Raw genomic sequence first — 24,482 nt, 5'->3', positions numbered from 1 at the left:
ATGAATTATACATATTGTTGTGCAACGTATTTTTATTCAACATAATGGTTGTCAGCTCCAAAGAAATAATCATTCGGTTGTCTATTGTCAAATTCTGTAATTTCTCCATTATTTGCATTCATTTTAAAATGGTAACTCACTTCTGGAAAACAACTTGGTCCCATTATACTTCCTTCCCGAATTAATGTGCTAGTTGACCAAACAAACGATTCTGTTCTTTTGTCAAACCACAAGTCAATATTCAGTTTTTTGTATGAAATCTTTCTACGAATTAATTCCGAATGTACAGAGTCAATTAATATTATTCTATCAGCAAATTCAGCCTTTGGGAAATCAATGTCCTTAATCAGTTTTCCATTTTTGTCAAGCATTAAATTCAGTCCAACTTTTTCAATTCCGATTTTGGGTATTTTTAATTGATAAACAACTGAATATATTGGAAAATCTAAAATTGTGTCGCAATCGGTTTTTTCTTTGTTTTGACCGAGAAGTGCTAAAAAGGAACTTTCATTTTCGGTTCTTTCAATTTCTATTGGTTTGTCTGATAGTACATAACCATTATCAAATTCCAGTTGTTGAAAGTTGTCTTTTCCTAATCTGGCTTTTAAAAAGTTGCTTATTCTATTCCGAATTTCGGGTGGAATTTTATCTAAATTTTCAAATTCAGCAGAATAGCAACTATTTATATATTTATAACTTTCAGTTTTTGAAACGAATTGAGGGTACTTTTCACGAGAATATTTATCGCAAGAAGCTAATAGGATAATTAAAAGTAGAAAACTTAATATTTTGACTTTCATTTCAATTTTAGCGTGATGTTCAGATATATTGCACAACGTTTAATATATGTGTCGTAGCTGTGTAAAATGTTCCTGAGCCATCGATTTTTTCTGCGCTGATTTTATAACTTTCTCATCATAAAATCTTTGCGCCTTACCAAAATACAACAACCATTCGATTCATGACTTATCTGCTATGATCACATATATCGTGTTGTGTTTAGTTTTATTTAGCGATTATTTCATAAGGCGTTTCTGGAAAACCAAAAAGAATTGCTTTTTCATCGTCAATTTCCTTAATCCCTATAAGTGTTCTTCTTTCTCCGTTATTATAAATCGAAACGAAAAATGTTCCTTGTAAACTTTCTAAAATTAATTTCTGTCCCTCTCTATTCAGTTTTTTATTAATTTCTTTTATTGCAGGACTGTCCAGTTCCTTATTAAAAGTGATTGGGATTTTTTCATTATTCCACTCTGCTTTAAATTCGAGTTCTTGAATTTTCTTAGCGGTCAATTCCGTTTTGGTTGGAAGGATTCTTTCGTAATCTGTTGCAAATTCAGTATCCACAATCCTAGATTCCGTTTCGCAAATAACAGTATGAGTTTTTCCCATTCTATATATTCTGATCCGATCCTCATTTACAATTTTATACTTAGATTCAGAAATTTTTTCACTCCAACTAGTAACTTTTTTTGATAACGGGTTCCTATTTGTTTCCTCCAGTTCAAAATGAAGAATCTGGTCATTTTTAAATTCAATAAATTCAGGAGGACAGTAATCGTCTCCTGTTTTTATCATTAACCAAGTACCTTTTAGATTTTCCATTTTAGGATTCAATTATATTAAGCACAACGTTGCGTGTATGAATCGTTGTGGCTTTTAGCCACTATGATTTTATACACCTTGTTACCATACGTTTTTTATTGTTTATAAAGTACCTCCATCAGGCCAATTTTTCCAATGATTATTTGGCTTTTCAGTTGGTTTGTATAATTCTATTTGTCCAGTCTCCAAAACTTTTGCTATTTGCTTAAAAGTTTTGTTTTTGCTCGGAAGTTCAGAATCAGCACAGTCAGGATGATTCCATTCCGTTAATTCCATAATCTTTGGTAAGTCCATTGGGATTCGTTCTCGAATTTCTTTTTCAGTTGCCTCAAACTCTCTATTGTATTCAGGTTCCAAACCTCTCAAAAATTCCCAAACAAAAATCTTATGGTCTTCTTCTAATTCAATTCCTTTATTGATATAAAATTCTCGATTATGATTAATAGCGATTTCTTTATCTCGCAATATCATAGTATTTGATTTTGGGTTTAAGCTCTCTTCATATTCCTCATCGAAAGTTGGAAAGTCCGAACTATCATCGGTTAAGTAAAGAAAATTGGCGTTATCAGTACCTGGTTTTGTTTCAATACAGTTTCCAAATATGTGCAAACAGTTACTAATTCCATTGTGTCCGCCACCACGATAATTAAATCCGATAACCTCAATTATTAAAGCCCAACGTTTACCATCTCGATATGCACTCAGTTTAGAATGAACAGGATGAACATATCCATTGTCAAGCATTGGAAAGGTGTAATTCTCAGCACACTTGTCAAGCTGTTTTAAAATATCCTTTGCTGAATATTCCTGTTTTTTGTTAAATCCGAAAATGTTCATTCGTATGTATGGTAACGTGTTTGTGTATGGTTAGTTATGTGGTTAAGCAACTAATTTAGTAAACAAATACGAACCCTAGAAAATTCTGTAGCAATTTTCCAAATAATCACTAATCAAAGCAATTAACTATACACGTTGTTGTATGTAGTTAAGTTTTTGACTTTGATATTAGAATAATTAATTGTTCAAATTCTTTTCTGGTAACTCGTTTTCGCTGTTTAGAGGGTATATCAGTCATAACTTTGTGAGCAATTACTGTATTCCATTCCGGTATTACAAGAATTCTTTGCCCCCAAGCTCCTGTAGCAACAAAGCTTCCCTCAGGAAGTAACCCTTCTGCATAGCTTTTATCATGAATCCACCAGAGATATCCATGTCCATAACGTTCATTACTTTGATTGGTGGTAACAGTAAAATCAGTTGTTATCTTTTCAATCCATTCTATTGGAATTAGCTGTTTCTCTTTCCATTTTCCTTTATTCAAAAAAAGTTGACCAAATTTTGCCATATCTCTTGTTGATAATCTAAATCCTGCTTTAGCGTGTTTTGACAATGTTGTGTCACTACGATAGATTACCTCAAAATCATTAATCTCAAGTGGTACTGCAATCCCTTTTTCAAATAAATCTAATGTGCTTTTTCCTGTTTGCTCCTCAAGTATAGTTGTAAGTACATTATAATCCCAATTATTGTATGCCCATTTGGTTCCTGGTATGTTTGGTTCATTACCAAGTAATAAATCTCTGTCTTCTTGCATTTTACCAATTTGAGAACCAGTTGGATGATTAATGCCAGAAGTACTTTTTAATAGATGTAGGACCTTGGTTTGTCTTTGTAATTCGGTTAATGAAATAGGAAAATCCTGAATTTCCATATCCTTAAGAGTAGCATTTAGATTAATCGTATCTAGGTTTTGAAATACTAATGCTCCAATTATTGCCTTTCTAATTGAATGAACTCTGCTTACTTTATCAATATTACCTTCTGAAACTATTATCTGTCCATCAGTCTGTATTACTAGAGCATAAGTTCCAATTTCTTTAGCGTATTCAATTACTCTTTGGATTTTTTCATTATCCCAATTTTCCTTTTTTTGACCTAAAGAGAAATAAGTATTGAAAAGTAAAAAAATAAAAAGAAGTTGTTTCATCATCGACAAAGATTTTGACTGTTCTGATTAAAGACAACTTATCATTGGGAAATGTTACACTTTGAAAACAATTCTATTCAGAATAATTTTTGTTTTAATTACATACTACGTGTTCGTGTATGGTTTGTTGCGTGGAACTAAAAATAGATAAAAGGAGCAAACCATTTATTCAGCAGCAGTGATTTTCCGCTTAGGAAAATCAGCGCAATGAATTATACACATTGTTGTATGTAGTTTTCTTATTGATGGGAAATTATAATAATTGCTTTATTAATCCAGAGATTGCCATAAAACTTTAGTAATCATCCATTTATCATCATGCTTTGCCATAAGTAAGTAATCAATCCCCCAATATAACGTCAATTTTACACAAGCAATTTTATCTTGTGCATCCATAATTTCAATAGTTTTAACTGCATCCTTTGGCGCTGCCCATTGTGGGTCGTTAGCTACGTCGCGAGCAAAACCAATAGCTTTCTCATATGACATAATATGCACTTTTGAACCTTTTCTCTTACTTCCAAATCCTAATTTAGATAAATCTGGATGAACACTCCTTTTAATTTTAGTAGTATCACCTTCATAAAAACCTTCAATGTAGTCCAGAGCTGCTTTTTCTATTTTGTCCTTATCTTGGCTAAATGAATCCAAATGAAAACAAAATATGAGCAGAAATATTAAAATTGTTTTCTTCATTACTTACTTATTTTAGATGAGTTATTTAAAAATGCATATTCTTTTTCCATTTTGGAGAATGATTTCAACTTTTAGTAATTAATTTTCTCAAATTACATATAATGTTTAATGTATGTGTCGTAGCCATCCCATAGGGTTGCTATGTTTTGTAATATAATGTTACCTATTGTTATTTAGATATGTTTTCTTGGTTTTATACAGTTCTTTTAGATCACGTGATATATATAAATATGGATATTTGAAATATTTCTGTTTGCTCATAATTGAATTGCTATATATTTTCAGGGAACTTTTTTCTCCATTAATTTTATTTTCCGCTTTCATGTGTTCAATAATTCCTAAATATAAATTGGAAAGACGTGTTTTTTTATAACTTTCGCTTCGGACAATTGTCTTCCATTCAAAATCCAAATAATTAAATTCTTGATAATAGAAATATTTTTTCCCGTTAAACATCGGCATTTTATTAGCTACCGAAAGTAGTTTTGTATATTCTTTTTGTGAACTTAAAACATTAAACATTACAATAAACGGATTTACTAAATTAAGAAAGAAGGAAGATTTTTCAAATTCTGTTTCTAGACCATAATCGTTTAAGTCAAAGTTAAGATCACTTAAATCAAAGTTGAGATTACTCAAATTAGGGCTATCATGAACTATAGTCATCAATATTTGATTACCTATTCCAGCGTAATAATTGTCTATTAACCATCTTTTATCTATTTGTTCTTGTACGACTCTTTTTATAATTTCAATACTTTGCTTCTCTCCATTTTGTATTGCTCCGGCATTATGCCGAATTTCCCTAAGTGTATACCATATTACTAAATCATCATAGCTTGGTTTAAAAAGATATCTTTTGTCTAAAAAACCATTATCCCTCAAAGAAAAAACTTTTAGTAAATCTATAATGTTCGATAATTTTTCTGACCTGAATTTTTCAAGGTGTTTTATTGTAGACTTATCTTGCAGAGTTGAATTTTTAGCATAATATTCACTAAGTTTTATAAGTTGCTTAAAATCTTTTTTATTCAACTCTATTTGTGAAAAACACCAAGTTGATAGGAACAATAATATAAAAACTAGACTTTGTTTTTTATGCTTTATCATAATAATAGGTAACGGTTTGTGTATGAAACGTAGTGTGTAAAATGATGCTAACTTTTCGGATTAACACAGAACCGAATTTTTATGTTTTGTTTTAATTTTTTTATTCTAAAGCCAAATTTTTAAATTTGGTGGTCTTTGCAAATAAACAGAAACTTTTGGTTTAGCATTTATTAGCTATGTTTTATACATGTTGTTACCACACCTTTTTATTCAGCAACAATTATTCCTCCATTAATCTCTTTTGCACTCGGTTTCTCAAACCAATTTTCCATAAAATCAAAGTTTTCTTTCGTTACTTCAAATTCGTAAGTAGCTCCTTTTTCATTGTTCCTTTTCATTACTCTTTTCCATCGTGTTTCTTTTGATATGTCCAAAAAATGAATTTTTAGTTCATATTCATTCGACTCAGCAAATTTTCTAAATTTTTCTCTGTGCTCAAATTTTGACAAACCTAAATCGAGAATAGAGTCAGTCTTTGAATTTTCTAATTGTCGAACCAACTCCATTATCATTTGCTCTGCCCTATCAATTCTTTCTAAAAACCATTCCAATCCGTCATCCTTTTTTTTGTCGGCAAGAAATAACGTCTTATTCCACTTGTCAATTGAAAAAATAATTCCGTTTGTTTTACTTTTCAATTCCGTTGAGTATGTCGTTTTTCCAGAACCTGTATTTCCAACTATCAGATGTATCATTTTGCTTTTTTCAAATGTATGGTAACGTGTTCGTGTATGGTTAGTTGCGTACAAGTACACGATTATTTTTCCGTATTTACAATATAGTGAAAAGTAGGGAAAAACCATTGTCTTAGCCAACTATAGCAATTAAATATACACGTTGTTGGCATGCATTTTTAATTTTTTTGTTACATCACTCTCTCCACCATAGACATACTATTTAATATACAATGAGCAATAATTAAAAGCCATAAATTACGTCCTAATTTCACGTATGCTATTCCCATAATTAAACCAATTAATCCAACTGTTATTGACCTTTCTGACAGGTCATTTGAGTGTATAAACCCAAAAATGACTGCCTGTAACACTAAAGCAATCACTGTTGCATAAGAGGTCATTGAAAAGAATTTTTCAATCCAGTTCATTAAGAACCCTCTATCTAATAATTTCTCCAACATAGATTCAACCCAAATGAAGAAAATAATAAGAAAAAAATGAGACCAATTCCCTTTTAGGTCTCCAAACTTAAAAACTGCACTTTCTGATGAAGTATCTTCTGCAATGGAAATAGGTAAATTATCTTTTATAAGTTCAAAGACAATTATTGAGACCATTACTGCTTTGAAAATAATAACAGAAACACCGAGTGTTTTTCCACAAGTTGTCGGGTTTTTTTAGCCCCAAACCTTTCTAAGAGACGCCTCTTATTTTCATTCTCCAGCTTGCTACTACTAAAGTTGTAAATGACCAAAAAAGTCCATTAGCTATAAAACCTACTATTGAAGAAGGGTTATTTAAATTCAAATCAACTGTTTTTGTTTTAATAAGAAAGTTTTTATTCGGTTTATTAATTACGGTTTTTTAAATTGACTTAAAAAAGATTGTAATTCTTTCCAATAATCTTGATTGCCTTCAGAACAATTCCAAAGCGATTTTGAACCATGTAATCCTCCTGTTTCTGGTGCATAAATTTTTTTGTTTGAGGTCTGAATTAAATCATAAATTGTTTTAGCGTCTTCATATTCCGAGCTTGAAGCCGCAATAAAAGTTGGAAGTTTTACGCTTTTTGCATATTCATTTATTTGTATCTCTTTATATTCCAATGCCGGTGGTGAAAATGCTATTATACCGTCTATTTCAGTTTGATATTCTTTACCAAGTATCAAGACAAGTGATGCAGAATAAGAGCTCCCCCAAACCAACAGTGTTTTTGGGTTAAAATTATCTTTAACATATTGTAAACCAGCTTCCATATCTGGATACGCATGATAATATCGTGTACCTTTATCCAGTTTACTCGCTTCAATACGAGTCTGGTTATCAATACCATTAATTGTATTACCAGACCTTTGGTCTATAGCAATACAATTAAACCCTAACGTATTTAATTCTGAAGCAATTGGATGATATTCTCCACGACTATAACTACCTTGATGGTATAAAATAATCCAAGGTGTCGATGTATTATTTACCTTGTAAACATCGGCAGTTATTTGTACCTTATCTTTTGACGCGAACTGAACAGTTTCGCCACGAAATTCGACTATACATTCTGGTGTGTTGATGTGGTTATATATTTTAAGTCCTATAAAAACAAGGATTATACTACCAATGACTATTAAACTGATTTTAAATATTTTTTTCATATTTATTTTCCGAGTAATCGGAAATCTTTTTAGTTAAACTTACTCTCCTCTTTTTATTTAGGTTTAATTCAAAAACCCCATATCACCTTTATGCAATAGTGATTAGCTAAATGGTTTTGAACTCTAAATTTATATTAATTATATAACCAAAAACGTCAAAATAGACCAATGAGTAAAATCTGCAATCGTTAAGTGGATAAGTGTCTATAAGTAAATAAGTTTAATATATACTCTGAAGATTAGTTAAGTTCCTTGAAAACTTTTTCTTTGTAAGAATTGCTAATGGGAATTTCAATTTTACCAATTTCTATATCACTTTTGGTATAAGCTGTTACTTTAGTGAGATTTACAATATATGAACGATGTACACGTAAAAATTGATGATTTAGTTTTTGTTCAAAAGCTGTTATCCCACCTTTAAAAAGGATTTTTTTAGTATTAAAATGAATCTGAATGTAATCTTTCATGCTTTCTACAAACAAAATATCGTTGAGAACGATTTTTATATTTTTTTTATTGCTTCTAATATAGATATGTTCATCCTTTGAATTTTCACTTCTTTTTTTTTGAGTCTCTAAAAACTTTTCTATAGCCTTAAAAAACCTTGAGAAATTAATAGGTTTTAAAAGATAATCAATAACGTTTAATTCGTATCCCTCTAACGCATATTCTCTATAAGCTGTAGTGAAAATGACTTTTGGTTGTGCCATCAGGTTTTTAAGAAAATCTGTGCCTGTAAGTAAGGGCATTTCAATATCTAAAAACATTAAATCAATGTCTTCTTCTTTAAGGATTTTAAGAGCCTCTAAGGCTGATTCACACGAAGCTACTAATTCAAACCCTTTTAATTCCGACAAATGTCTTTTTATAAGTTTTCTAGCTAATTCTTCATCATCTACAATTATGCATCTATACATTAGTTATTAAATTTAAGTTTGCTGAAAATTTTTGCTCGTTATCATTTAATTCCAAAACATAATTATTTGGATACAGAATATTGAGTTGCTTTTTAATATTTGGAAGTCCAATTGATATTCTTTTTTGGTTGTTAGTTTCCGAACTCAGTAAAGGTTTTGTGTTTTCTATCTGAAAATAGATTGTTTCGTTGCTTACTTTTAATTTAATATTAATAAAGGCCTTATTTGTTTCTTGACGTACACCATGTTTGAATGCATTTTCTAAGAAAGTAAGTAATAATAGTGGTGCAATATTTGCTTCATTACCTGCTTCGTATTCAAAATTAATTTTCAATCTTTTTCCGTACCGTAATTTCTCTAAAGCAATATAATTATTAAGTAATTTTATTTCATTAGCCAATGGTACAAATTTTTCGTTACAACCATATAAGATATAGTCTAATATTTCTGATAACTTATCGATTACTTCGGGCGCATCGTCTGATTTCTCTAAAGTAAGTACATAAAGGTTGTTAAGTGTGTTAAATAGAAAATGTGGATTTAATTGATTTTTTAATGCTTCTAATTCTGATGTTTTTTTTTGTTCTTTTAAAGTCAATACTTCTTTTTGATGTCTATAATACTCAAACATGATTAGAATAATTGTAGGAAAAATCAATGAGGGAATATTATTTAAAAAAGCAAAACCATTTGTGATGCGTTCCTTAAAAACAGGTATGCTTCTTAAACTAAAAATTTCTGGATATTTGGGCACTATATAATAGCTACTAATTGCAATATATATTACATAAGTAAGATAAATTATAAATAAGCAAGTAAGTCCAAATAGAAATCTTTTTTTCTTACTTAATAATAGTGGGATTAAAAGCTTAATAATTATATAGCTTAGTACAATTTGAACGAGTATTACAAAAATTGTTTTTTCGAATAATAAAATCTTATTAGATTCAAAAGTCCATTTTGAACTCATGTAGTACGCCAACATGACTATCCAAAATAGAATATGAGCTAGTAATTTTCTATTTTTTTTAATATATCTACTTATTTTAATTAGCATAATTATAAAACAAAATGACAGAAAATAAACCTGTTCTTTTTTTACTATTAATGTAAAATTAGTTCTCTTTTTTAAAGCTTTATTCTACTGGGTATCAAAAAGCTTAATATGGTTAAACAAATTTAGATGCTAAATTTAAATTAATAATAGTGTTAAAAAGTATTTAATATACCAATCATAAAAATCTGCAAACGTAAAGAGAGGAAGTGTCTATACTTAATACTTCTTAACATATTCATTTGAAGTTTAACACATATTTAAGTTAAGTAAAAAGCATTTTGTGATTGGTATTAATTCAGTCCTTAAATTTAAAATTTACCGTATCTATGTTTCGAATTTCACTACTTTGTCTTTAAATGAATGCCAACGTCTCTTGTATGTTGCGTTTGCCTGTGGAAGGCGGCATATGCAATATACAAATTGTTGTGCTTAGTTTTTTTATCCGGTTTGATTCAATTCCTTAATTTCAAAATAGCATCTTTCGCAGACTAACTTGATTTTGGCAAATTCCATAGATTCGTCATTCCAGCCGTCAGTTTTAAGTCGCTCTTTTTCGCATTGCGAACACCAAGCTTGAAAGTCATCTTCTTCATCTAATTCCATCCCACGATAGCTATCGAAAGCTTCTTCAAATCCAGCTTTTGTTTCTACATTTAGATGTTGACAAACAAAGGCCTTTCTTATTTTTCCGTGAATATTACATTCAATTAGGTCACTCTCAATTTTTTCAGCTTCTCTTTTTGTTATCTGTTCAGTTAATAGAAAGTATTTTTCTAAATGGTCAGAAATCACTCGATAAGTTCCAATTCCACCAATTATATCAAATGCAATAGAAGTCAATTCCCAACCTGTGTATTTATCTCCGTCAAAGTGGGCGTTGATTAGATTGCCATAGTTCTTTTTTTTTCCGAATTCTTTAACTTTTAAAGTTCTAAATTTCTTCGGTTCAACAGAATCTTCGTTCGCCCAAGACCACATCCAAGTATTTGTGTTTTGTGAAAATGTACCGACTGGAATGTATTTGAAATAAATGTCTTTATCGTCTGAGTAAAGTCTTAGCGTTTCGCTTGACTGATTGTAAAACCAATTTGCATAATTGTCAATGTCATATTCGTTCCTAAAATTTTCTTGAAAATCAGTAAGCTTTTTACAAATTTTGTCAGCGTATTTTTGGTATTTCAAAGGTTTAAATATCAATTCGGATTAATTTTTATTCAGTTAGGTCAATTGTAATTCTATGTTTTCGTGTTCTTTAATTATTTCAATTATTGTGTCAAAATATTTAAGTTCAGATTTACTTTTTTCACTTCGATGCCATTTTAAAATATATTTTTCGTCAACATCGTGAACTCCGAATCCTCCATAAAGAATATCATTAAAAGCATTAAGATTTCGTCCAATTTTCCAATTTAGTCCGAAAGTCATTTTCGATTCTATTTCTCGATAAAAACCTTTCATATTTGAAAATTTATTTCCGTTTATCTCGATTATTCGCATTTTTGGGTAATTGACTACAACGACTTGTATAAGAAAAGTAGAGCGTTTATATACAATACCTTTCAAATTAAGTACAAACCGAATTTTTTATTTTATTTTTAACTTTTCATTCTAAAAGCCAAATTAAAAATTTGGTGACTTCGAAAATACACCCGAAGCTCCGGTTTCATCAACTTCGTGCTCTATTTTTTTTATACTTTGTTGTACAACGTTTTTTATTTCCACTTTTTTAGGAACTCTATTCCGTTGTATAAAACCTGACATTCTTTTATCAGGTGTTAATGATTTATATCGACTTTTAATATATGGTCTTGCTCCATCAGTCGGATGAAATTCCTCACTCAAATATTCAACCTCATCATTATATAACTCACGTACAGTTCCATCATCATTTACATGAACATATTCAAATCCATTTTCTTGTGGGCGCAATGGAATGAAATATCTCAAATAGATAATTCCTACACCAAGAATAATTACTCCAACAATAACTCCGATTATAATAAATAAAGTACTCATCTTCAATTATAATGAATTAAACCTTTTTTAAATAATAATTCTTTAAACTCTTTAGAATCAGTTTTTATTTTTTTATTAATAAATCCAGAACCTAAACCATAAATGAAAGGACCAGGTCTATTACTCCATCCTTTTCCAAATTCTCTTGGTTTATGTCCAGCGATTCGTCCACTAATATAAATCCGATTATCTAGAGTTATTTTTTCCGCAACTAGGTCAACACAAGGATATATTTCTTTTTCAGTTAAATATACTTTATCAGCAATTAATTCAATGACATCATTTTTTCCAATCGCTTTTGTTTTTTCGAATAAAAACCATTCAAACTCATAGTCATTCGGAAGCTCTTGTCCAAAATGCAATTCCGCGTACAACTTCAATTCAGAAAGAGCCTTTTCTATATGTTTTTTGAATTCACTTTTTGTCATTTCTCAAATGTTGTACAACGTCTCTTGTATGGTGCGTTTGCTTCCCGAAGGGAGCATATGCAATATACAAATTGTTGTGTCTAGTTTTTTAATATGCGAATCGATTAAAAATTCCAATCAATTCCCATTTTTCATTCAAGTTTTGATATAGACTGGAGTATCCTCCATTATTACCAAATTTAAAATTAATCATACCATACTTATTATCATCAGAAAAAACAGGTCTAGATATTGATAAGGGCCAATCTCTCCATTTATTTGGATTATTATTATACTGTCTTATTTTTCTTTTTAGCTCTCTTTCTTGTTCTTTAGATTCCGGTTTAATGGATTCTAGAGCAGCTTTTATAATAATTTTTTGATCCTTTTTTGTCAGATAAACCTCATTTAGTTCGTCCACTTTCCATTCCATCAATTTTTGGATATTAGTTTTTGAAATTAATTCAATTAAGATTATCGAATCTTTCAAAATCAGCTTACTTTCATTTAGCTCATAGAGATAATTATTGACGTTCCATTTGTCCGTTTTTAAATTAGGTTTGTAACCTTCTTTATTAACAATCTTTGTTTTATCAGCTAAAGCTAATTTTAATAAATCTTGGGAAGAAAGATTATAACTAAAAAGTATTATGAATAAGTATAGTAGTTTTTTCATTATTTGGTCAGTTTATCCCAAAACTAAATTGGTTAGCCTACTCATAAAACTCAAAATGAGTAAACCTGCTTTTTTAGAAGATTAACTACCCAAATCATTTAGTTATTAGACTTTACCATACCCAATTATACACAACGTTTAATATATGTGTCGTAGCAGGGCAAAATGTTACCGAGCCATCGACATTATCTGCGCATTGGTTGCTACTTTTCCATTTTTGCAAGCATTGCGCCTTACCAAATATACAAGAACCATTCGGTCCATCACTTTGCTGCTATGATCACATATATAGTGTTGTATGCTTTTTTATCTTTTCCGTATCTGTATTTTGTCAGAATCCAAAATAAACTGTTCAGATTTTATATAGTCGATTTTTTCTTTCAAAATAGTCTCGTCCAAATCAGATGAATTTATGAGTGCTGCAGTTTCTAGATTTCCAATAAGTTTTTCCTCCATATCTGATCTTTGAGAAATGAGATTTCCATTCAAGTATATCCTTCCGGGAAGCTTTTCGAATTCTAGAATATTCCAATTAACGTTTTGCACAAATTCAATTTCAAATTCCTGCTTTTTTTTATTCATACAATGTAGAGTAACTGAACCTCCGTCCATCCAGGCAGACAATTCTTGAATTAATATTTGAGAAGTAAAATCTATTTCCAAATTCAGTAATTTATTAATTGCACACAACGGTTTGTGTATGGTGAGGTAGTATCCCGAAGGATACTATGCACTATACATTTTGTTGTGTTTTCGTTTTATTTTCATATTTGCTTCTCAATTCCAACAACTTATTCGTCAACTGAATTTTGTTATTATAAATTTTATCAATCTCATTATCTAAATCACAGATTACTTCTAATTCCTTTTCAGTCCAAATTATTCTAAAATTTTCCTCTTTTAGGTCAACTAATCCTTTCCATTCATCATACCAGTTTTGAAAGTCAGAGGCAACCCATTCAAGATTGAGTTGTCCGATTTTTGATTCCAGACGAGATTTTAAATGTTTATTAAATTCAGAATCTTTTACGAAATTTTCATTTCTATAAAAGCTCTTGAGTATTAACTGTCTGAAACTAATAGTCCAGTCTTGATTTCTCTGTTTGGAATACTCTTCTATTTGTCCATTCCAACCAGTAGCCATTTTTTTTATTCCGAATTCATTGAATAATAAATCACTTATTAAGCCACTAATTTTACATTTTCCTTCCGTTCCAATTTCATAACCGTGAATAAAAGAAATAATTGACTCTTTAGACACTTTTCCTATGTACATACCAGTCCTAGTAATGAATAACATTAACGTATTTAAGTCAATTTCTCTCATTTTTTTCCAATGAAACACAACGTTTAGTATATGAAGCGTAGCCTGCCGGTAGGCGACTATGATTTTATATACAGTGTTATCTACTTTTTATTCATCTTTTGGTTTAGGAACATTTAAATGAGGTAATTCATATCCCTTTTCTTTTGAAATGAGGTAATGAGACCATTTTTCAATTTCTTGTTCTCCATAAATAATCATTCTAACTGGAATATCTTTAGCATCCATATCACCTAACACATAGGTTCTTAGATGTTCAGGAATATTTTCGTAAGCAACCTTCAGTAAATCTTTTAGCCTTACAGTTGGATTCTCGATATACTCTTCATAAACTTCTCGGCAAATTTCAGAAGTTGTTTTATCTCCATTTAGCTGAGAAATAATGTCATTAATCTCGCTTAATTTTTCTTCTATATTGGCAGAATATTGGCAAGTACCTACGGTACATTTTCCAAAGCCGTATATGTGAACTATTGAATCTTCAAGTATTTCCGTTGATATTGCACCATCTTTTACTAATGAAGTAAATTCATCAATTGAAACGAGTTCAGTTTTTTCAATTCCAGAAATCTGAATTCTAGAATCTGCAAAGACGTTTATATTGATAAGATTATAGTTTAAATCATCAATTTTTTGAAACCCATGAAAACTATCTCCTTTATGTTTTTGCGAAAAATAGTTTTCAGGGTCTTCTATCCTAACAGGTTTTCCATTCGCCATTCCCAACAAAGAAACATTAGTATTTCCAACTTTTTTTGTGGTTGTTCCAAAACAGTTATAAAGGTTCTTTAATTCAGGATTTAAATCTTTAACGACCTCTTTTATATGTTCAAAATATGATTCTTTATCAAAAAGCCATTCCCCATTTTTCACAGTCCAACTTCCTAAATGATGTACAGAAAGTTGCTTCCCATTAGGGATTTTTGGAGAAACCCAACCTGAATTTAATTTCTTCTTAAACAACTCCAAATCCACCATTTCCCAACAATCAACAAGTCCATCTTCGAATACTTGAAGATTAATAAAGAAATGACTTTCACCATTGTTTATTACCCCGGGAACGAATCTTCCTTGTAAAACTCTGGTTCTTTCAATTTTGGGAAATGACTCAAATTTCAAGTTCTTCTCTTTTTTATTTCTTCCAAATAATTTCATTAAGGTAATTGTTGATAACGGTTTGTATAAAATGCGTTTTAATGCATTTTTACATATTGTTGTAGTGTCGTTTTAGTATTTTAAGTTGTCAAGCTCATGTTTGAAAAACGTTTTAAATTCTCCCTTAATAGTCAATCTGTGTTGCTTGATTAAATCAAAAATTAAGCCTCTAATTGTTAATACTTTAGTGTCGATTTTTGGTTTTTCATTTAACTGAAACAAAGAATATAAGCTCAATTCCTTTCTCTCACTAACTGGCATAGGAAGCTGATTTTTTATTGCTTTATAAATTTTAAGTCTATCCGTTTGGTTAAATTTTTTGTCCAAAAATGACTCACTGAATAATTCGTTTTCAAACAGATTTTGCATTTTCAGTGAATTTAAGATTCTGGATTTTAAAAATACGTATGCAATATCATGACGTAAAATAACATTATTATGAATAAGCTCTAATTTTTTGTTATCTAAAGGAAAACTAAAACTGTGTTTTTTTTCTAGTTCTTCAGTGTTTTCTGGATAAGTTCTCATCTATTATAATCTTCTTAGCATCTTGTTTTAAATGCACTACAACGTTTAATATATGTGTCGTAGCGAGGCAAAATGTTACCTAGCTACGGGCGTTTTCTGCGCATTGGTTGCTAACTTTTCCTTTTTGCAAGCATTGCGCCTTCATATATACAACAACCAATCGATTGATCACGGATCTGCTATGATCACATATATAGTGTTACAGCACGTGTTTTTCTGGGTTTTACCCCGTAATTATTGCGTTTTAAAGCTTCCTTTCGGTTAATTCTCCGCGAAACTCTTCATTTAGCCGCACGAGTACTGTCCGTCGTTGCGTTATGCTTTTCAGATTTCGTTAATTTAAAGAATTCCAAGCCATATGAGAATAAACAAAGCCCAAAATATAGAAATATTCCAAATAGCTACTTTTCTTTTTTTCTTATCTATAATTTTTTTTCTTGCGATAAACTTGTAAGCATAAAAAGAAATTAATCCTAAAAGGTAAGAAAGAACCAAATGGCTAAGTCCATAACCAATAAATGATGCATTAAACTTCCCTCTATCAAGTATTCCATAACCAATACCAATAATAAAGACTACTATAACTCGTAATATAATTTCACCATCTAGTTTCTGTAAATTCATTTTAGTTTTTGATGTGCTGTAACGTTCTGTGTATGGTGCCTATCCCGAAGGGTGTGCACTATAAACTTTATTGGCAGGCGTTTTTATTCTTTTAAATTATTCATTAAAATTGGTAATCTGTAATTTTGTTGATTATATTTTCGTTTTATTTCTTTTCCATTTTTGTCAATTTGAATTAAGTACTTATCAATTATTATGTCCTTATCCTTATAACTTTCTGTAACTAAAGTATCAGATTTTCGAATAACAAATCGATTAGTTGTCAATACGTCATCAAATTTTTCTCTGTCAACAGTTATTATACTGTCTTTCATTTCGTAAGTTCCATAAAAATGAGTCCTACTTGCCCAACTTCCACTAATTATAACGTACTCTCCATTTTTCTTAAAATCCGTATATCCACCAAAAATTCTTGCTTTAATTAATGACTCAGAATTTACTTTGGATTCGTAAAATGAATAAATTCCAACATTTAAAAGAAAAATCAATAGACCAACTAAAATAGTGGAAAAATCTCGGTTATTTTTTTTAAATATCAGAAGTGATTTTATAAAAATTATTATCCAAGGGATTCCAATCAATAGGTATATCAATATTTGGAAAATATTATCATAATGATATGATTTGTATAGAATGAAAGCAAAAACACTTCCGAGAAAAATTAAGAGTACTTTTTTTATCATTTGCTATTCTCCATCAAGTTTTAATGACTGCCAACGTTTTATATATGTGTCGTAGCAGTGCAAATTGTTACCTTGCTTTTTGATTTTTCTGCGCATTGATTGCTAACTTTCACCTTCTGCAAGCGTTGCGCCTTACCAAAACTACAACAACCATTCGATCTATTCCTTATCTGCTATGATCACATATGTAGTGTTACCTGCTGTTGTTTTTCTTTATTTTTTTTCCGCTCCGATATTCAATCCGAAATTCTGTTCCATCTTCTTTTAGGCAATATTCAGTTCCGTTCTTTTTATTTTCCAAATATTCACAACGATAAGTCAATTTTTCATTTTCGTATTTTTCGATTAATGTCTTTTTTCCGTTTTTATCGTAGTGCTTGTACTCCGTAGTTGGTTTGGTCAGTCCGTAATTTGTTACTTTACGTTTAGTTTCTGTTTCTTCATAAAATTCCGTTACGCTTGCTGGTTTTGGTTTGTCAGCCCCATTATAATAAGTCACAGATTTAGTCATTTTTCCATCGACAAAGTATTCTTCGTAAACTAAATGTCCATTCTTTCTTATGCGTTGAGCTTGTCCAGAAAATAGTTTATCACCTGAGATTTTATAAGTCAAATCATTTTCAATATATAAGTTTTTTATTCCAACTATTTCTTGAGCGAAAAGTTGATTAAAAAAACAAAATAAAATGATAGATAAAATGTTTTTCATAATTGCAGGTAACGTTGCTTGTATGTTCCGTTTGCTAGCCGAAGGCAGCACATGCAATATACAACCTGTTATGCCTTTTTATTTTATTTTTTCTTTTAATAATTCTTTTACTATTCCTTCAAGATATCCTTCATATTTTACTTCACACTCTAGACTTTTATTTTGATCATTCAAATTAGAATATATTTTCATTCGACTATTCCCTAAGAAAACTATACCTATATGAGGTGTGTTCTCATTTACAATATGTCTTCTTGCTCTTGACAAAATAAAAACAGACAATCGCGTTCCAATTCTCAATAATTCATCAAGTTTTATATTTCTCATTTCTTTGATTAATCTAATTGCATCTTTTTCAGAATGATATTGATCAGAATCAATAGAAAATAAATTAATGCTAGTTTCTTGAGTTAAATTCCAACTTTCTATGAACTCACCTTTGATTCCTTCTCCCTTTTCATAGTACTTAGCAAGTTCGCCAAGTTCTATTTCTGGAAATTGATCCTGCATTTTTGAAGGCATTGTTCTTTCTAATACCCAACTCTTTATTATTTTTACTTGTCTTTTAAGATCATCACTTGAAATTTTAAAAATAGGGCAGCCGTCCCATTCGAACTCATATATTGGGATTTCACTAAAATAGAATGGGTATATCCTACAACCTCTGTCCTTGTCCTTTAATTCAATATGAGATTCGTTACCAAAATCAGCTATAATATTTATTTTATTGCTTTCTATTTTACGTAATTCATCACAATTATTATTGAGTTCTGATTGCAATAGTTCTAATTCTTTACTCATTTAAATCTAGAATTCTATTTTATTAGGCATAACGTTTAATATATGTGTCGTAGCAAGGCAAAATGTTACCCCTGCTTTTCGGTTTTTCTGTGCATTGGTTGCTAACTTTTATTTTCTGCAAACATTGCGCCACTCCAAAAATACAACAACCTTTTGATTCATCACTTAGCTGCTATGAGCACATATATCGTGTTACCAAATGTTTTTTGTCCGTTTAGAAACGTTATTAATCAAATTAAAGATTATTAAACTTAAAATACAACCTAGTAGGAGTCCAATAAACCAATATAATTCTAATTGTAGATTATCAAAATCAATCGGTTTTTGATTGGGATTTAACTTTAAACTTTCGTTGATTTTCGAAATTCTGTATTGCCATAATAGAGCACCTGAGGAGATTGTCAGAATAACAAATGCAATTAATTTAATTTTTGATTTCAGAAATGACAGCTTTTTGCTTGTCAGATATAGAAAAGGGAGAATGCCAATTGATAAAGAGAACCCTAAATTTAAAACCATAAAGTCATTATAAAACCCTATCATTTCTTCATCTTCTATTTGGTTTAAAGATTGGTCATAAAAGTAAAAAGACAAAAAATGCCCAATCAATGAGAATATTAAGAGGATTCCTAAGTACAGTATTATTTTTTTTCTTTTTATAAGATTCAAGTTTTTATTTTAGAATATTTGGTAACGTTTAGCTATGCGTAGTGCGGAAGCAAAAAATCACTAGTCTTCGAATCAGCACTTAGCCAAAGTTTATGTTTTGTTTTTATATTTTCTAAAATACTAAATCTAAATCTTTGGTGACAAATCAAATAGACAATAACCTTTGGATTAAACCAAAAACCGCATTATCGCATAGGTGTTGTTAGCTGGCGTTTATTTTTTCAAAGATGATATCATTAAGTTCTCCATCAGCAACATGGTCAATCATAAACATTTTTCTTAATTTACTTTTGAACGATTTTTTATAAAGTCTATTTTCTGCGATTGATTTTGGATAAATAATTTCTTCTCCATCATTAAAATCCGTACACCATTCTTTAAGACCTATTTGAAATCTTTTTTCAAACAGCTCATGAAGCTTTTGAATTCCATCAATGTCTCGTGTTATATTTAAGAAATATTTTCTGAGATTCACATCGATAAAAACAATGAAATAACTATCGTCGTCACCATCCATACAATTGATTCCGCCTATTGCCATGATTTCATCTAAACTAAGAACCCAAGATTGGTCTTTATTCATAGTCCAATAACCTTTACTATGCATTCCATCATATTGGCTATCGTATTTTATTAAATTATTATCAATATAAATTTTGTTCATAGAAATGACAGCTAACGTTAAATATAACAAACGTTGCTGACCTAAAGGGCAGCTATGTTTTGTTATATCGTGTTGTGTACAGTTTTTCTTTTTATTATTTCGAATATTCCCAACATCAAAATTGCAATTATTACTCCTTGTAGAAGCAACATTCCAATTCCGAATGCAAAGGGATTTATAAATTCCGTATTTCCGTTATCAGTTGTTAAATAATCTCGATGATAACTGGTTACGATTATTACAAAACGCTCAAAATAAACTCCAATTTTCATGCAAAATGCGACTAACAGAACGTACCAAAATTTTGCAGCTAATTTTTTATTAATCAGCGTAAATGGTAAAATCAAAGCTGATAAAAACATAATCCAATATGTAATTGCGTAAGGTCCAACTGCACGATTGACAAATGCGGATTCCTCAGGATTAAGTATAATTCCAATTAAAGTTATTATCCAAGTAATAAATGAATAGACAATAATTACCCAACGTACTAAATTCAGTGCTTTTTTGATTTCAAATCGGTTTTTAAAGAAAACTTTGACTAGAAACAAAGTCAGAATTATTGGAATAAGGCATTGAATCAGATTTACATCTACTATTTTTATGATTCGATCGTATAATTCCATTTTCTGATTTTAGTATCTTCTTTCCTCTGTTATAACAGGGTTGTCGTTTTTGTCAGCGTGTATTTCTCCTGCATAAACTTCTCCACAGTTTAATTGTTCTTTAATTTTATAAGCTATTTCTGACTCGTCTAATTCCGTCCCATTATTCGATTCAACTTCTATCATAATAGGTTTGTCATATTCTCCTTTTTTCCAATCGTGAGGTCGACTAATATTTAGGTAGAGATTTGATTTTCGGTCACTTGATTCAATCCATTCCCAAACATTTTCATAATCTCTGTATAAATTGTCAACTTCAAAAATCTTTTCAAAGTCAGATTGCAAATCAGTTAACTCTTTTTTTATATAAATCCAAAATTTCATTTTCTTAAATTGTACACAACTCCAAATATATGAATCGGAGCAAGGCAAGCAAGCCTGAACCAATTGATTTATCTGCGCATTTTTATTTCTTATTAATTTATAAAAATCTAGCGCCATCTCCAAAAGGTAACTACCTTTGGATAGAACACTAAACTTTGCTCTGATTTCATATATAATGTTAGGCACAGTATATTTTTATAGTGTAATTCCGTGTTTTTTCAAAGTCGTTTTGAACCAACCTTTATGTTTTTTCCATATTTCTTCGGTTTTCAACTTATCCATTGCAATTTGTTTAAACTCTTCGTTTTCACTTTCCAATAATATTTCAATAAATGAGTGTAAATAGAAAACCTCATTTTCGGTTTGGAATTTAACCGTCGGAAATTCAGTAATTAAATAATTGTTTAATTTTTCCGAGTATTTAAATGAATAATGTTTTTTCAAATAATCAAAAGCATAAGCATTATTTCCGTTAAAAGCTAATTCTTCAATTCGTGATAAATAAATGTCTTTATGTTTTCTATTATCAAAGGCTCTGTCATAAAGTAACCAATCAATATCTTTTTTAGAATAGATAATTACACTATCCAATTTTTCCATTGTCAAGTCATTTGCAAGCCTTTTTTTCATTGCGATATCTTGCTCGTAATTATTACCATCAGTTTTGCTTAGCGTTTCCATTCTGATTTTATTCCAATATTTGTGATAAATGACTGAAGAAGTTGATTCTTTGTCAATTATACAGCCTTCAAAAGTTTGAACTCTTTCATTTTTTTTCAATTCCGATGAGAGCAATTTAGAAACATTTCCCTTATTTGATTCAATAAGTTCAATTGAAGCGTAAATTCGAATAGTTGGGTTATCGTGCTTTGATAATTCGATTAATTCATTATCCGATAACTTATCTTTTAATTTTTGGAATCTTTTATATTGTGTACTAACGACACATGCATATCCAACACAATCAGAATCAACTCTATTAATTTGAATTATAGAATCAATTAGTTGTTGTTTTGTTTGCGAAAAACAAAGACAAACAATAAAACTAAATATTATGGTGAATAGCTTTTTCATATTGTGCCTAACGTTAAATATATGTGTCGTAGCAGAGTAAAATGTTACCCTGTTTTTCGACTTTTCCGCGCATTGGTTGCTAACTTTTCCATTCAGCAAGCATTGTGCCTTGCCAAAAATACAACAACCATCCGATTCATCACCTAGCCGCTATGAGCACATATATAGTGTTAGCTACTTTTTTTTATTTTCTTCATCCAAATTTTTGATTCCTGGAGCGTTTTTAAGAATATTCTGTCCAAGTTGATCAGGTAAGTCTATGAAAAGCGTAGCACTACTATCCCAACAAACAATCTCAAAAAGAGAGTCGTCAAGTTGTTTTTTAGGAGATCCAATCCAAAATTCCGGATTTCCATCTGCATATGGTATTTCACTTAGTTTCACTTCTGTCCCTGAAGGGTAAGCTGAAATAACTGCCCAAACAAACTGATAATCAAATTCAGTAATTTTCGAACGTAGTTCTTTTCCCGTCACCCATCTTGGACTTTCAAGTGGAGCCCATCCGCCATCTACATCCGCAAAGTGCCAATCGTAATCTTCCATATTTATTTCCATCCACTTTTCAATATCTCTGAGGCTGGTGAAGAATTCAACTTCTTTAGCGTTTTCTTGAATTAGATTCATTTTTGAATTGTAGTTAACGTCTCTTGTATATTGCATATGCCGCCTTCGGCAGGCATATGCAATATACAAATTGTTAGCAATAGTATTTTTATGGGTTATTTCGTCTTTCTTTTCCGTTTTTAATTTCGGCTAAAGCGCTTTTAAATGTATAAATTTCGTTTTTTGCTCCATCAAAATCCGCTCTTGGAAGTTTAGTTGAATTTTTTCCAATTTGTCTTTTTAAGCGACTCCAAAATTTTTTAGTTGTATCGCTAGCTGAAATTCCAATTATTGAATAGTGATTACCAATCCATTCAAACGAGGACATTCCAATTTCATCATTATAGTCAGTTCGAATATTCAAGTGAATAACTCCAGGCCACCCAGCACCAAAATAGGGTGTAACCGGATTAGCTCCAGTCCGTTTTTCAGTCCATCCAATCCAAGGATTTTCAATCCATTCATCATCCCCAGATTCTGTTAAGAGAGGCAAAGGTCCACTTTCATTATGCCACAGACATATTCGGTCAGTTGGAAATTCAGTCAACGATTTTACTGCTTTCCATTTTTTAGTTCCGTCAGAAACCAAAAAAGCTATTTGTTCTTCAGAATTTAGTAAATCCAAAAGTTCTTTTTCGTCTTCTTTATTCAGATAAAGTGGAATCCAAGCCATAATTTATTTTACATTATTGCTAACGTTATAAGTATGTGTCGTGGCAGAGCAAAATGTTACCTAGCCATCGACATTATCTGCGCATTGGTTGCTACTTTTCCATTTTTGCAAGCATTGCGCCTTACCAAATATACAAGAACCATTCGGTCCATCACTTAGCTGTTATGACATCATATATGTTCTTGTATCACGTTTACATAACACTTCGTTCTAAGTCTTTGTCCTTTTTAAAAGTGATTGGGGTCGTTTCAATTGTTGCATCTGGATTGTTGCCATTTGAACCATTAATTAGAGTTCGACCAGAAATTAAAGCTGTAATTAATTCAGTATCAGATTTCAATATTTCAATCTTTAAATTTTCCAGGTTTGCATGTTCAAAGTAATAAACATTAGAAAGATTTTCTTCTCGGTTTTCATCCCAAGATTCAACTTGTTCAATCACTTTCCCTTCGCTAAGATTTAAAGAGGATTTGTCTAGTAAAGCAGTAGCTTCAAAATGAGGGTTAGGTGATGATATTGCCTTTTCAAGTTCAGGAACTCTAGTCAAAGAGTCTTTAGTCTCAAAATAAATAGTGAACTCCCATAAGTCAGATTCTACTTCAATCAAATTGTAGTTTGCTTTGGAGACTAAAAATTCTTCTTTTCCGAATTCATCATGAATTAAGCTAACTATCTCTTGGTTTGAGTTCATCTGATTATAGTTTTTACAATGTGATGCAATAATTGAATATACCCAATTGGGTATATTTCTCTTTTACTCACAAATCTAGAGGATTTTGGATAGACCTCAAATTATTTGTTGCCACTTGTATATAAATTTCTGTTGTTTTGCTTGAACTATGACCTAATAAGACTTGAATATATCGCAAATCTGTTCCGTTTTCTAAAAGATAAGTAGCAAAAGAATGTCTAAGCATAACGGTTACATTGAATAAATTTAAGCAGGAAACAGGGTTTCTTTGGGCCCGAAAATTCTTCGAAAAATCATTGTATTTTAGTTAATTTTCAGCATAAAAAAAGAGTACATATCAGCCTGTTTTTTTGAACTGTTTTAAGACATTTTTTGCTTCAAAAACAGTGTTTTTGAATACTTTTTTTGGTCGTCTTGAGCAAAAAAATCGGCTTCTTAGATGAAAAAAAACGGCATCTAAGGTCAAAAAAAATCGCTTCTTAGGTGAGTTTTAGCGTT

The 24,482-nt window shown here is 30.5% G+C and carries 32 protein-coding genes and 1 pseudogene; 1 reads left to right on the top strand and 32 read right to left on the bottom strand.

Annotated elements, in window-relative coordinates; all coding sequences use genetic code 11:
• Window positions 1-32: 32 nt before the first annotated feature.
• The 11 genes from Z053_RS0113475 to Z053_RS31520 all read right to left on the bottom strand — a co-directional run bounded on the left by Z053_RS0113475 (window position 33) and on the right by Z053_RS31520 (window position 9,272).
• On the bottom strand, window positions 33-800 hold the full coding sequence (locus Z053_RS0113475) for a hypothetical protein (protein WP_025665536.1): 768 nt from the start codon (window positions 798-800) through the stop codon (window positions 33-35).
• 205 nt (window positions 801-1,005) lie between these two features.
• Window positions 1,006-1,605, bottom strand: a complete 600-nt coding sequence (locus Z053_RS0113470) for a hypothetical protein (RefSeq protein ID WP_025665535.1) — start codon at window positions 1,603-1,605, stop codon at window positions 1,006-1,008.
• Between the two features lie 102 nt (window positions 1,606-1,707).
• The gene (locus Z053_RS0113465) at window positions 1,708-2,442 is read right to left on the bottom strand and encodes a DUF7003 family protein (RefSeq protein WP_025665534.1); all 735 of its coding nucleotides are present in this window, start codon (window positions 2,440-2,442) and stop codon (window positions 1,708-1,710) included.
• Between the two features lie 148 nt (window positions 2,443-2,590).
• Entirely contained in the window at window positions 2,591-3,595 is a 1,005-nt protein-coding gene (locus Z053_RS28495; RefSeq protein WP_051476047.1) for a serine hydrolase domain-containing protein, read from the bottom strand.
• Window positions 3,596-3,862: 267 nt separating this feature from the next.
• Window positions 3,863-4,288 (bottom strand): nuclear transport factor 2 family protein, encoded by a 426-nt coding sequence (locus tag Z053_RS0113455; protein ID WP_025665532.1) that lies wholly within the window; start codon window positions 4,286-4,288, stop codon window positions 3,863-3,865.
• A gap of 159 nt (window positions 4,289-4,447) precedes the next feature.
• Window positions 4,448-5,398: a hypothetical protein gene (locus Z053_RS0113450; protein WP_025665531.1), complete on the bottom strand. Its 951-nt coding sequence runs from the start codon at window positions 5,396-5,398 to the stop codon at window positions 4,448-4,450.
• Window positions 5,399-5,604: 206 nt separating this feature from the next.
• A complete protein-coding gene (locus Z053_RS0113445; RefSeq protein ID WP_081748267.1) occupies window positions 5,605-6,201 on the bottom strand; it encodes an AAA family ATPase in 597 nt (198 codons plus the stop codon).
• Window positions 6,202-6,263: 62 nt separating this feature from the next.
• Window positions 6,264-6,692 (bottom strand): CPBP family intramembrane glutamic endopeptidase, encoded by a 429-nt coding sequence (locus tag Z053_RS28490; protein ID WP_051476046.1) that lies wholly within the window; start codon window positions 6,690-6,692, stop codon window positions 6,264-6,266.
• Window positions 6,693-6,929: 237 nt separating this feature from the next.
• Complete coding sequence (locus Z053_RS0113435) at window positions 6,930-7,724, bottom strand: alpha/beta hydrolase (protein ID WP_025665529.1); 795 nt, start codon at window positions 7,722-7,724, stop codon at window positions 6,930-6,932.
• A 239-nt stretch (window positions 7,725-7,963) separates the two neighbouring features.
• On the bottom strand, window positions 7,964-8,641 hold the full coding sequence (locus tag Z053_RS0113430) for a LytR/AlgR family response regulator transcription factor (protein ID WP_025665528.1): 678 nt from the start codon (window positions 8,639-8,641) through the stop codon (window positions 7,964-7,966).
• Complete coding sequence (locus Z053_RS31520) at window positions 8,634-9,272, bottom strand: sensor histidine kinase (protein WP_160170092.1); 639 nt, start codon at window positions 9,270-9,272, stop codon at window positions 8,634-8,636. Before Z053_RS31520 ends, Z053_RS0113430 begins: the two co-directional genes overlap by 8 nt.
• Between Z053_RS31520 and Z053_RS32080 the strand changes: the two genes are divergently transcribed.
• Window positions 9,271-9,402, top strand: a complete 132-nt coding sequence (locus Z053_RS32080) for a hypothetical protein (RefSeq protein ID WP_255518925.1) — start codon at window positions 9,271-9,273, stop codon at window positions 9,400-9,402. The two genes, Z053_RS31520 and Z053_RS32080, sit on opposite strands and share 2 nt — an antisense overlap.
• Window positions 9,403-10,136: 734 nt before the next feature.
• On the opposite strand, the gene Z053_RS0113420 is transcribed toward Z053_RS32080, so the two are convergent.
• The 21 genes and pseudogenes from Z053_RS0113420 to Z053_RS30710 all read right to left on the bottom strand — a co-directional run.
• Window positions 10,137-10,880 (bottom strand): DUF6882 domain-containing protein, encoded by a 744-nt coding sequence (locus Z053_RS0113420; protein WP_241459829.1) that lies wholly within the window; start codon window positions 10,878-10,880, stop codon window positions 10,137-10,139.
• Between the two features lie 36 nt (window positions 10,881-10,916).
• Window positions 10,917-11,195: a barstar family protein gene (locus Z053_RS0113415; protein ID WP_025665525.1), complete on the bottom strand. Its 279-nt coding sequence runs from the start codon at window positions 11,193-11,195 to the stop codon at window positions 10,917-10,919.
• A gap of 123 nt (window positions 11,196-11,318) precedes the next feature.
• Window positions 11,319-11,714 (bottom strand): hypothetical protein, encoded by a 396-nt coding sequence (locus Z053_RS0113410; RefSeq protein WP_025665524.1) that lies wholly within the window; start codon window positions 11,712-11,714, stop codon window positions 11,319-11,321.
• 2 nt (window positions 11,715-11,716) lie between these two features.
• On the bottom strand, window positions 11,717-12,142 hold the full coding sequence (locus Z053_RS0113405; protein WP_025665523.1) for a hypothetical protein: 426 nt from the start codon (window positions 12,140-12,142) through the stop codon (window positions 11,717-11,719).
• 88 nt (window positions 12,143-12,230) lie between these two features.
• The gene (locus Z053_RS0113400) at window positions 12,231-12,797 is read right to left on the bottom strand and encodes a hypothetical protein (protein ID WP_025665522.1); all 567 of its coding nucleotides are present in this window, start codon (window positions 12,795-12,797) and stop codon (window positions 12,231-12,233) included.
• Between the two features lie 306 nt (window positions 12,798-13,103).
• Entirely contained in the window at window positions 13,104-13,460 is a 357-nt protein-coding gene (locus Z053_RS0113395) for a hypothetical protein (protein WP_025665521.1), read from the bottom strand.
• 70 nt (window positions 13,461-13,530) lie between these two features.
• On the bottom strand, window positions 13,531-14,124 hold the full coding sequence (locus Z053_RS0113390; RefSeq protein ID WP_025665520.1) for a hypothetical protein: 594 nt from the start codon (window positions 14,122-14,124) through the stop codon (window positions 13,531-13,533).
• Between the two features lie 87 nt (window positions 14,125-14,211).
• Window positions 14,212-15,276 carry a DUF7638 domain-containing protein gene (locus tag Z053_RS0113385; protein WP_025665519.1) on the bottom strand — a complete coding sequence of 355 codons (1,065 nt, stop codon included), beginning with the start codon at window positions 15,274-15,276 and terminating at the stop codon, window positions 14,212-14,214.
• Between the two features lie 72 nt (window positions 15,277-15,348).
• Entirely contained in the window at window positions 15,349-15,804 is a 456-nt protein-coding gene (locus Z053_RS0113380; RefSeq protein WP_025665518.1) for a hypothetical protein, read from the bottom strand.
• A gap of 339 nt (window positions 15,805-16,143) precedes the next feature.
• Window positions 16,144-16,428, bottom strand: coding sequence for a hypothetical protein (locus Z053_RS0113375; RefSeq protein ID WP_025665517.1), 285 nt, complete (start codon window positions 16,426-16,428; stop codon window positions 16,144-16,146).
• Window positions 16,429-16,511: 83 nt separating this feature from the next.
• A complete protein-coding gene (locus Z053_RS0113370) occupies window positions 16,512-17,009 on the bottom strand; it encodes a hypothetical protein (RefSeq protein WP_152538306.1) in 498 nt (165 codons plus the stop codon).
• 295 nt (window positions 17,010-17,304) lie between these two features.
• A complete protein-coding gene (locus Z053_RS0113365) occupies window positions 17,305-17,820 on the bottom strand; it encodes a hypothetical protein (protein ID WP_025665515.1) in 516 nt (171 codons plus the stop codon).
• Between the two features lie 78 nt (window positions 17,821-17,898).
• Window positions 17,899-18,621 (bottom strand): hypothetical protein, encoded by a 723-nt coding sequence (locus Z053_RS0113360; RefSeq protein WP_025665514.1) that lies wholly within the window; start codon window positions 18,619-18,621, stop codon window positions 17,899-17,901.
• Window positions 18,622-19,492: 871 nt separating this feature from the next.
• On the bottom strand, window positions 19,493-19,954 hold the full coding sequence (locus Z053_RS0113350; protein ID WP_025665512.1) for a hypothetical protein: 462 nt from the start codon (window positions 19,952-19,954) through the stop codon (window positions 19,493-19,495).
• A 62-nt stretch (window positions 19,955-20,016) separates the two neighbouring features.
• A complete protein-coding gene (locus Z053_RS0113345; RefSeq protein WP_025665511.1) occupies window positions 20,017-20,580 on the bottom strand; it encodes a hypothetical protein in 564 nt (187 codons plus the stop codon).
• 9 nt (window positions 20,581-20,589) lie between these two features.
• Entirely contained in the window at window positions 20,590-21,129 is a 540-nt protein-coding gene (locus tag Z053_RS0113340; protein ID WP_035096125.1) for a hypothetical protein, read from the bottom strand.
• A gap of 9 nt (window positions 21,130-21,138) precedes the next feature.
• Complete coding sequence (locus Z053_RS0113335) at window positions 21,139-22,017, bottom strand: hypothetical protein (protein ID WP_035096124.1); 879 nt, start codon at window positions 22,015-22,017, stop codon at window positions 21,139-21,141.
• Between the two features lie 174 nt (window positions 22,018-22,191).
• Window positions 22,192-22,641: a hypothetical protein gene (locus Z053_RS0113330; RefSeq protein WP_025665508.1), complete on the bottom strand. Its 450-nt coding sequence runs from the start codon at window positions 22,639-22,641 to the stop codon at window positions 22,192-22,194.
• Between the two features lie 88 nt (window positions 22,642-22,729).
• A complete protein-coding gene (locus tag Z053_RS0113325; protein ID WP_025665507.1) occupies window positions 22,730-23,293 on the bottom strand; it encodes a hypothetical protein in 564 nt (187 codons plus the stop codon).
• A gap of 193 nt (window positions 23,294-23,486) precedes the next feature.
• Window positions 23,487-23,984: a hypothetical protein gene (locus Z053_RS0113320; RefSeq protein ID WP_025665506.1), complete on the bottom strand. Its 498-nt coding sequence runs from the start codon at window positions 23,982-23,984 to the stop codon at window positions 23,487-23,489.
• A 67-nt stretch (window positions 23,985-24,051) separates the two neighbouring features.
• A pseudogene (locus tag Z053_RS30710) lies at window positions 24,052-24,210 on the bottom strand (tyrosine-type recombinase/integrase); the annotation flags it as partial.
• Between the last annotated feature and the right edge of the window lie 272 nt (window positions 24,211-24,482).

Origin of the sequence: Aquimarina megaterium XH134 (genome assembly GCF_000520975.1) — a bacterium.
Taxonomy (GTDB): Bacteria; Bacteroidota; Bacteroidia; order Flavobacteriales; family Flavobacteriaceae; genus Aquimarina; species Aquimarina megaterium.
The sequence above is the reverse complement of the archived record's forward strand: the minus strand, read 5'-3'. Positions and strand labels throughout refer to the sequence as shown.

Excerpts from the sequence above, each read along its gene's own strand:
- Z053_RS0113335 (WP_035096124.1), bottom strand. The coding sequence starts at position 22,017 with ATGAAAAAGCTATTCACCATAATATTTAGTTTTATTGTTTGTCTTTGT.
- Z053_RS0113360 (WP_025665514.1), bottom strand. The coding sequence starts at position 18,621 with ATGAGTAAAGAATTAGAACTATTGCAATCAGAACTCAATAATAATTGT.
- Z053_RS0113400 (WP_025665522.1), bottom strand. The coding sequence starts at position 12,797 with ATGAAAAAACTACTATACTTATTCATAATACTTTTTAGTTATAATCTT.
- Z053_RS0113345 (WP_025665511.1), bottom strand. The coding sequence starts at position 20,580 with ATGGAATTATACGATCGAATCATAAAAATAGTAGATGTAAATCTGATT.
- Z053_RS0113380 (WP_025665518.1), bottom strand. The coding sequence starts at position 15,804 with ATGAGAACTTATCCAGAAAACACTGAAGAACTAGAAAAAAAACACAGT.
- Z053_RS0113410 (WP_025665524.1), bottom strand. The coding sequence starts at position 11,714 with ATGAGTACTTTATTTATTATAATCGGAGTTATTGTTGGAGTAATTATT.
- Z053_RS0113455 (WP_025665532.1), bottom strand. The coding sequence starts at position 4,288 with ATGAAGAAAACAATTTTAATATTTCTGCTCATATTTTGTTTTCATTTG.
- Z053_RS0113405 (WP_025665523.1), bottom strand. The coding sequence starts at position 12,142 with ATGACAAAAAGTGAATTCAAAAAACATATAGAAAAGGCTCTTTCTGAA.
- Z053_RS0113385 (WP_025665519.1), bottom strand. The coding sequence starts at position 15,276 with ATGAAATTATTTGGAAGAAATAAAAAAGAGAAGAACTTGAAATTTGAG.
- Z053_RS0113350 (WP_025665512.1), bottom strand. The coding sequence starts at position 19,954 with ATGAACAAAATTTATATTGATAATAATTTAATAAAATACGATAGCCAA.
- Z053_RS0113430 (WP_025665528.1), bottom strand. The coding sequence starts at position 8,641 with ATGTATAGATGCATAATTGTAGATGATGAAGAATTAGCTAGAAAACTT.
- Z053_RS0113475 (WP_025665536.1), bottom strand. The coding sequence starts at position 800 with ATGAAAGTCAAAATATTAAGTTTTCTACTTTTAATTATCCTATTAGCT.
- Z053_RS0113470 (WP_025665535.1), bottom strand. The coding sequence starts at position 1,605 with ATGGAAAATCTAAAAGGTACTTGGTTAATGATAAAAACAGGAGACGAT.
- Z053_RS32080 (WP_255518925.1), top strand. The coding sequence starts at position 9,271 with ATGATTAGAATAATTGTAGGAAAAATCAATGAGGGAATATTATTTAAA.
- Z053_RS0113330 (WP_025665508.1), bottom strand. The coding sequence starts at position 22,641 with ATGAATCTAATTCAAGAAAACGCTAAAGAAGTTGAATTCTTCACCAGC.
- Z053_RS31520 (WP_160170092.1), bottom strand. The coding sequence starts at position 9,272 with ATGTTTGAGTATTATAGACATCAAAAAGAAGTATTGACTTTAAAAGAA.
- Z053_RS0113450 (WP_025665531.1), bottom strand. The coding sequence starts at position 5,398 with ATGATAAAGCATAAAAAACAAAGTCTAGTTTTTATATTATTGTTCCTA.
- Z053_RS28495 (WP_051476047.1), bottom strand. The coding sequence starts at position 3,595 with ATGATGAAACAACTTCTTTTTATTTTTTTACTTTTCAATACTTATTTC.
- Z053_RS28490 (WP_051476046.1), bottom strand. The coding sequence starts at position 6,692 with ATGGTCTCAATAATTGTCTTTGAACTTATAAAAGATAATTTACCTATT.
- Z053_RS0113415 (WP_025665525.1), bottom strand. The coding sequence starts at position 11,195 with ATGCGAATAATCGAGATAAACGGAAATAAATTTTCAAATATGAAAGGT.
- Z053_RS0113365 (WP_025665515.1), bottom strand. The coding sequence starts at position 17,820 with ATGAAAAACATTTTATCTATCATTTTATTTTGTTTTTTTAATCAACTT.
- Z053_RS0113320 (WP_025665506.1), bottom strand. The coding sequence starts at position 23,984 with ATGAACTCAAACCAAGAGATAGTTAGCTTAATTCATGATGAATTCGGA.
- Z053_RS0113435 (WP_025665529.1), bottom strand. The coding sequence starts at position 7,724 with ATGAAAAAAATATTTAAAATCAGTTTAATAGTCATTGGTAGTATAATC.
- Z053_RS0113465 (WP_025665534.1), bottom strand. The coding sequence starts at position 2,442 with ATGAACATTTTCGGATTTAACAAAAAACAGGAATATTCAGCAAAGGAT.
- Z053_RS0113445 (WP_081748267.1), bottom strand. The coding sequence starts at position 6,201 with ATGGTTTTTCCCTACTTTTCACTATATTGTAAATACGGAAAAATAATC.
- Z053_RS0113325 (WP_025665507.1), bottom strand. The coding sequence starts at position 23,293 with ATGGCTTGGATTCCACTTTATCTGAATAAAGAAGACGAAAAAGAACTT.
- Z053_RS0113390 (WP_025665520.1), bottom strand. The coding sequence starts at position 14,124 with ATGAGAGAAATTGACTTAAATACGTTAATGTTATTCATTACTAGGACT.
- Z053_RS0113375 (WP_025665517.1), bottom strand. The coding sequence starts at position 16,428 with ATGAATTTACAGAAACTAGATGGTGAAATTATATTACGAGTTATAGTA.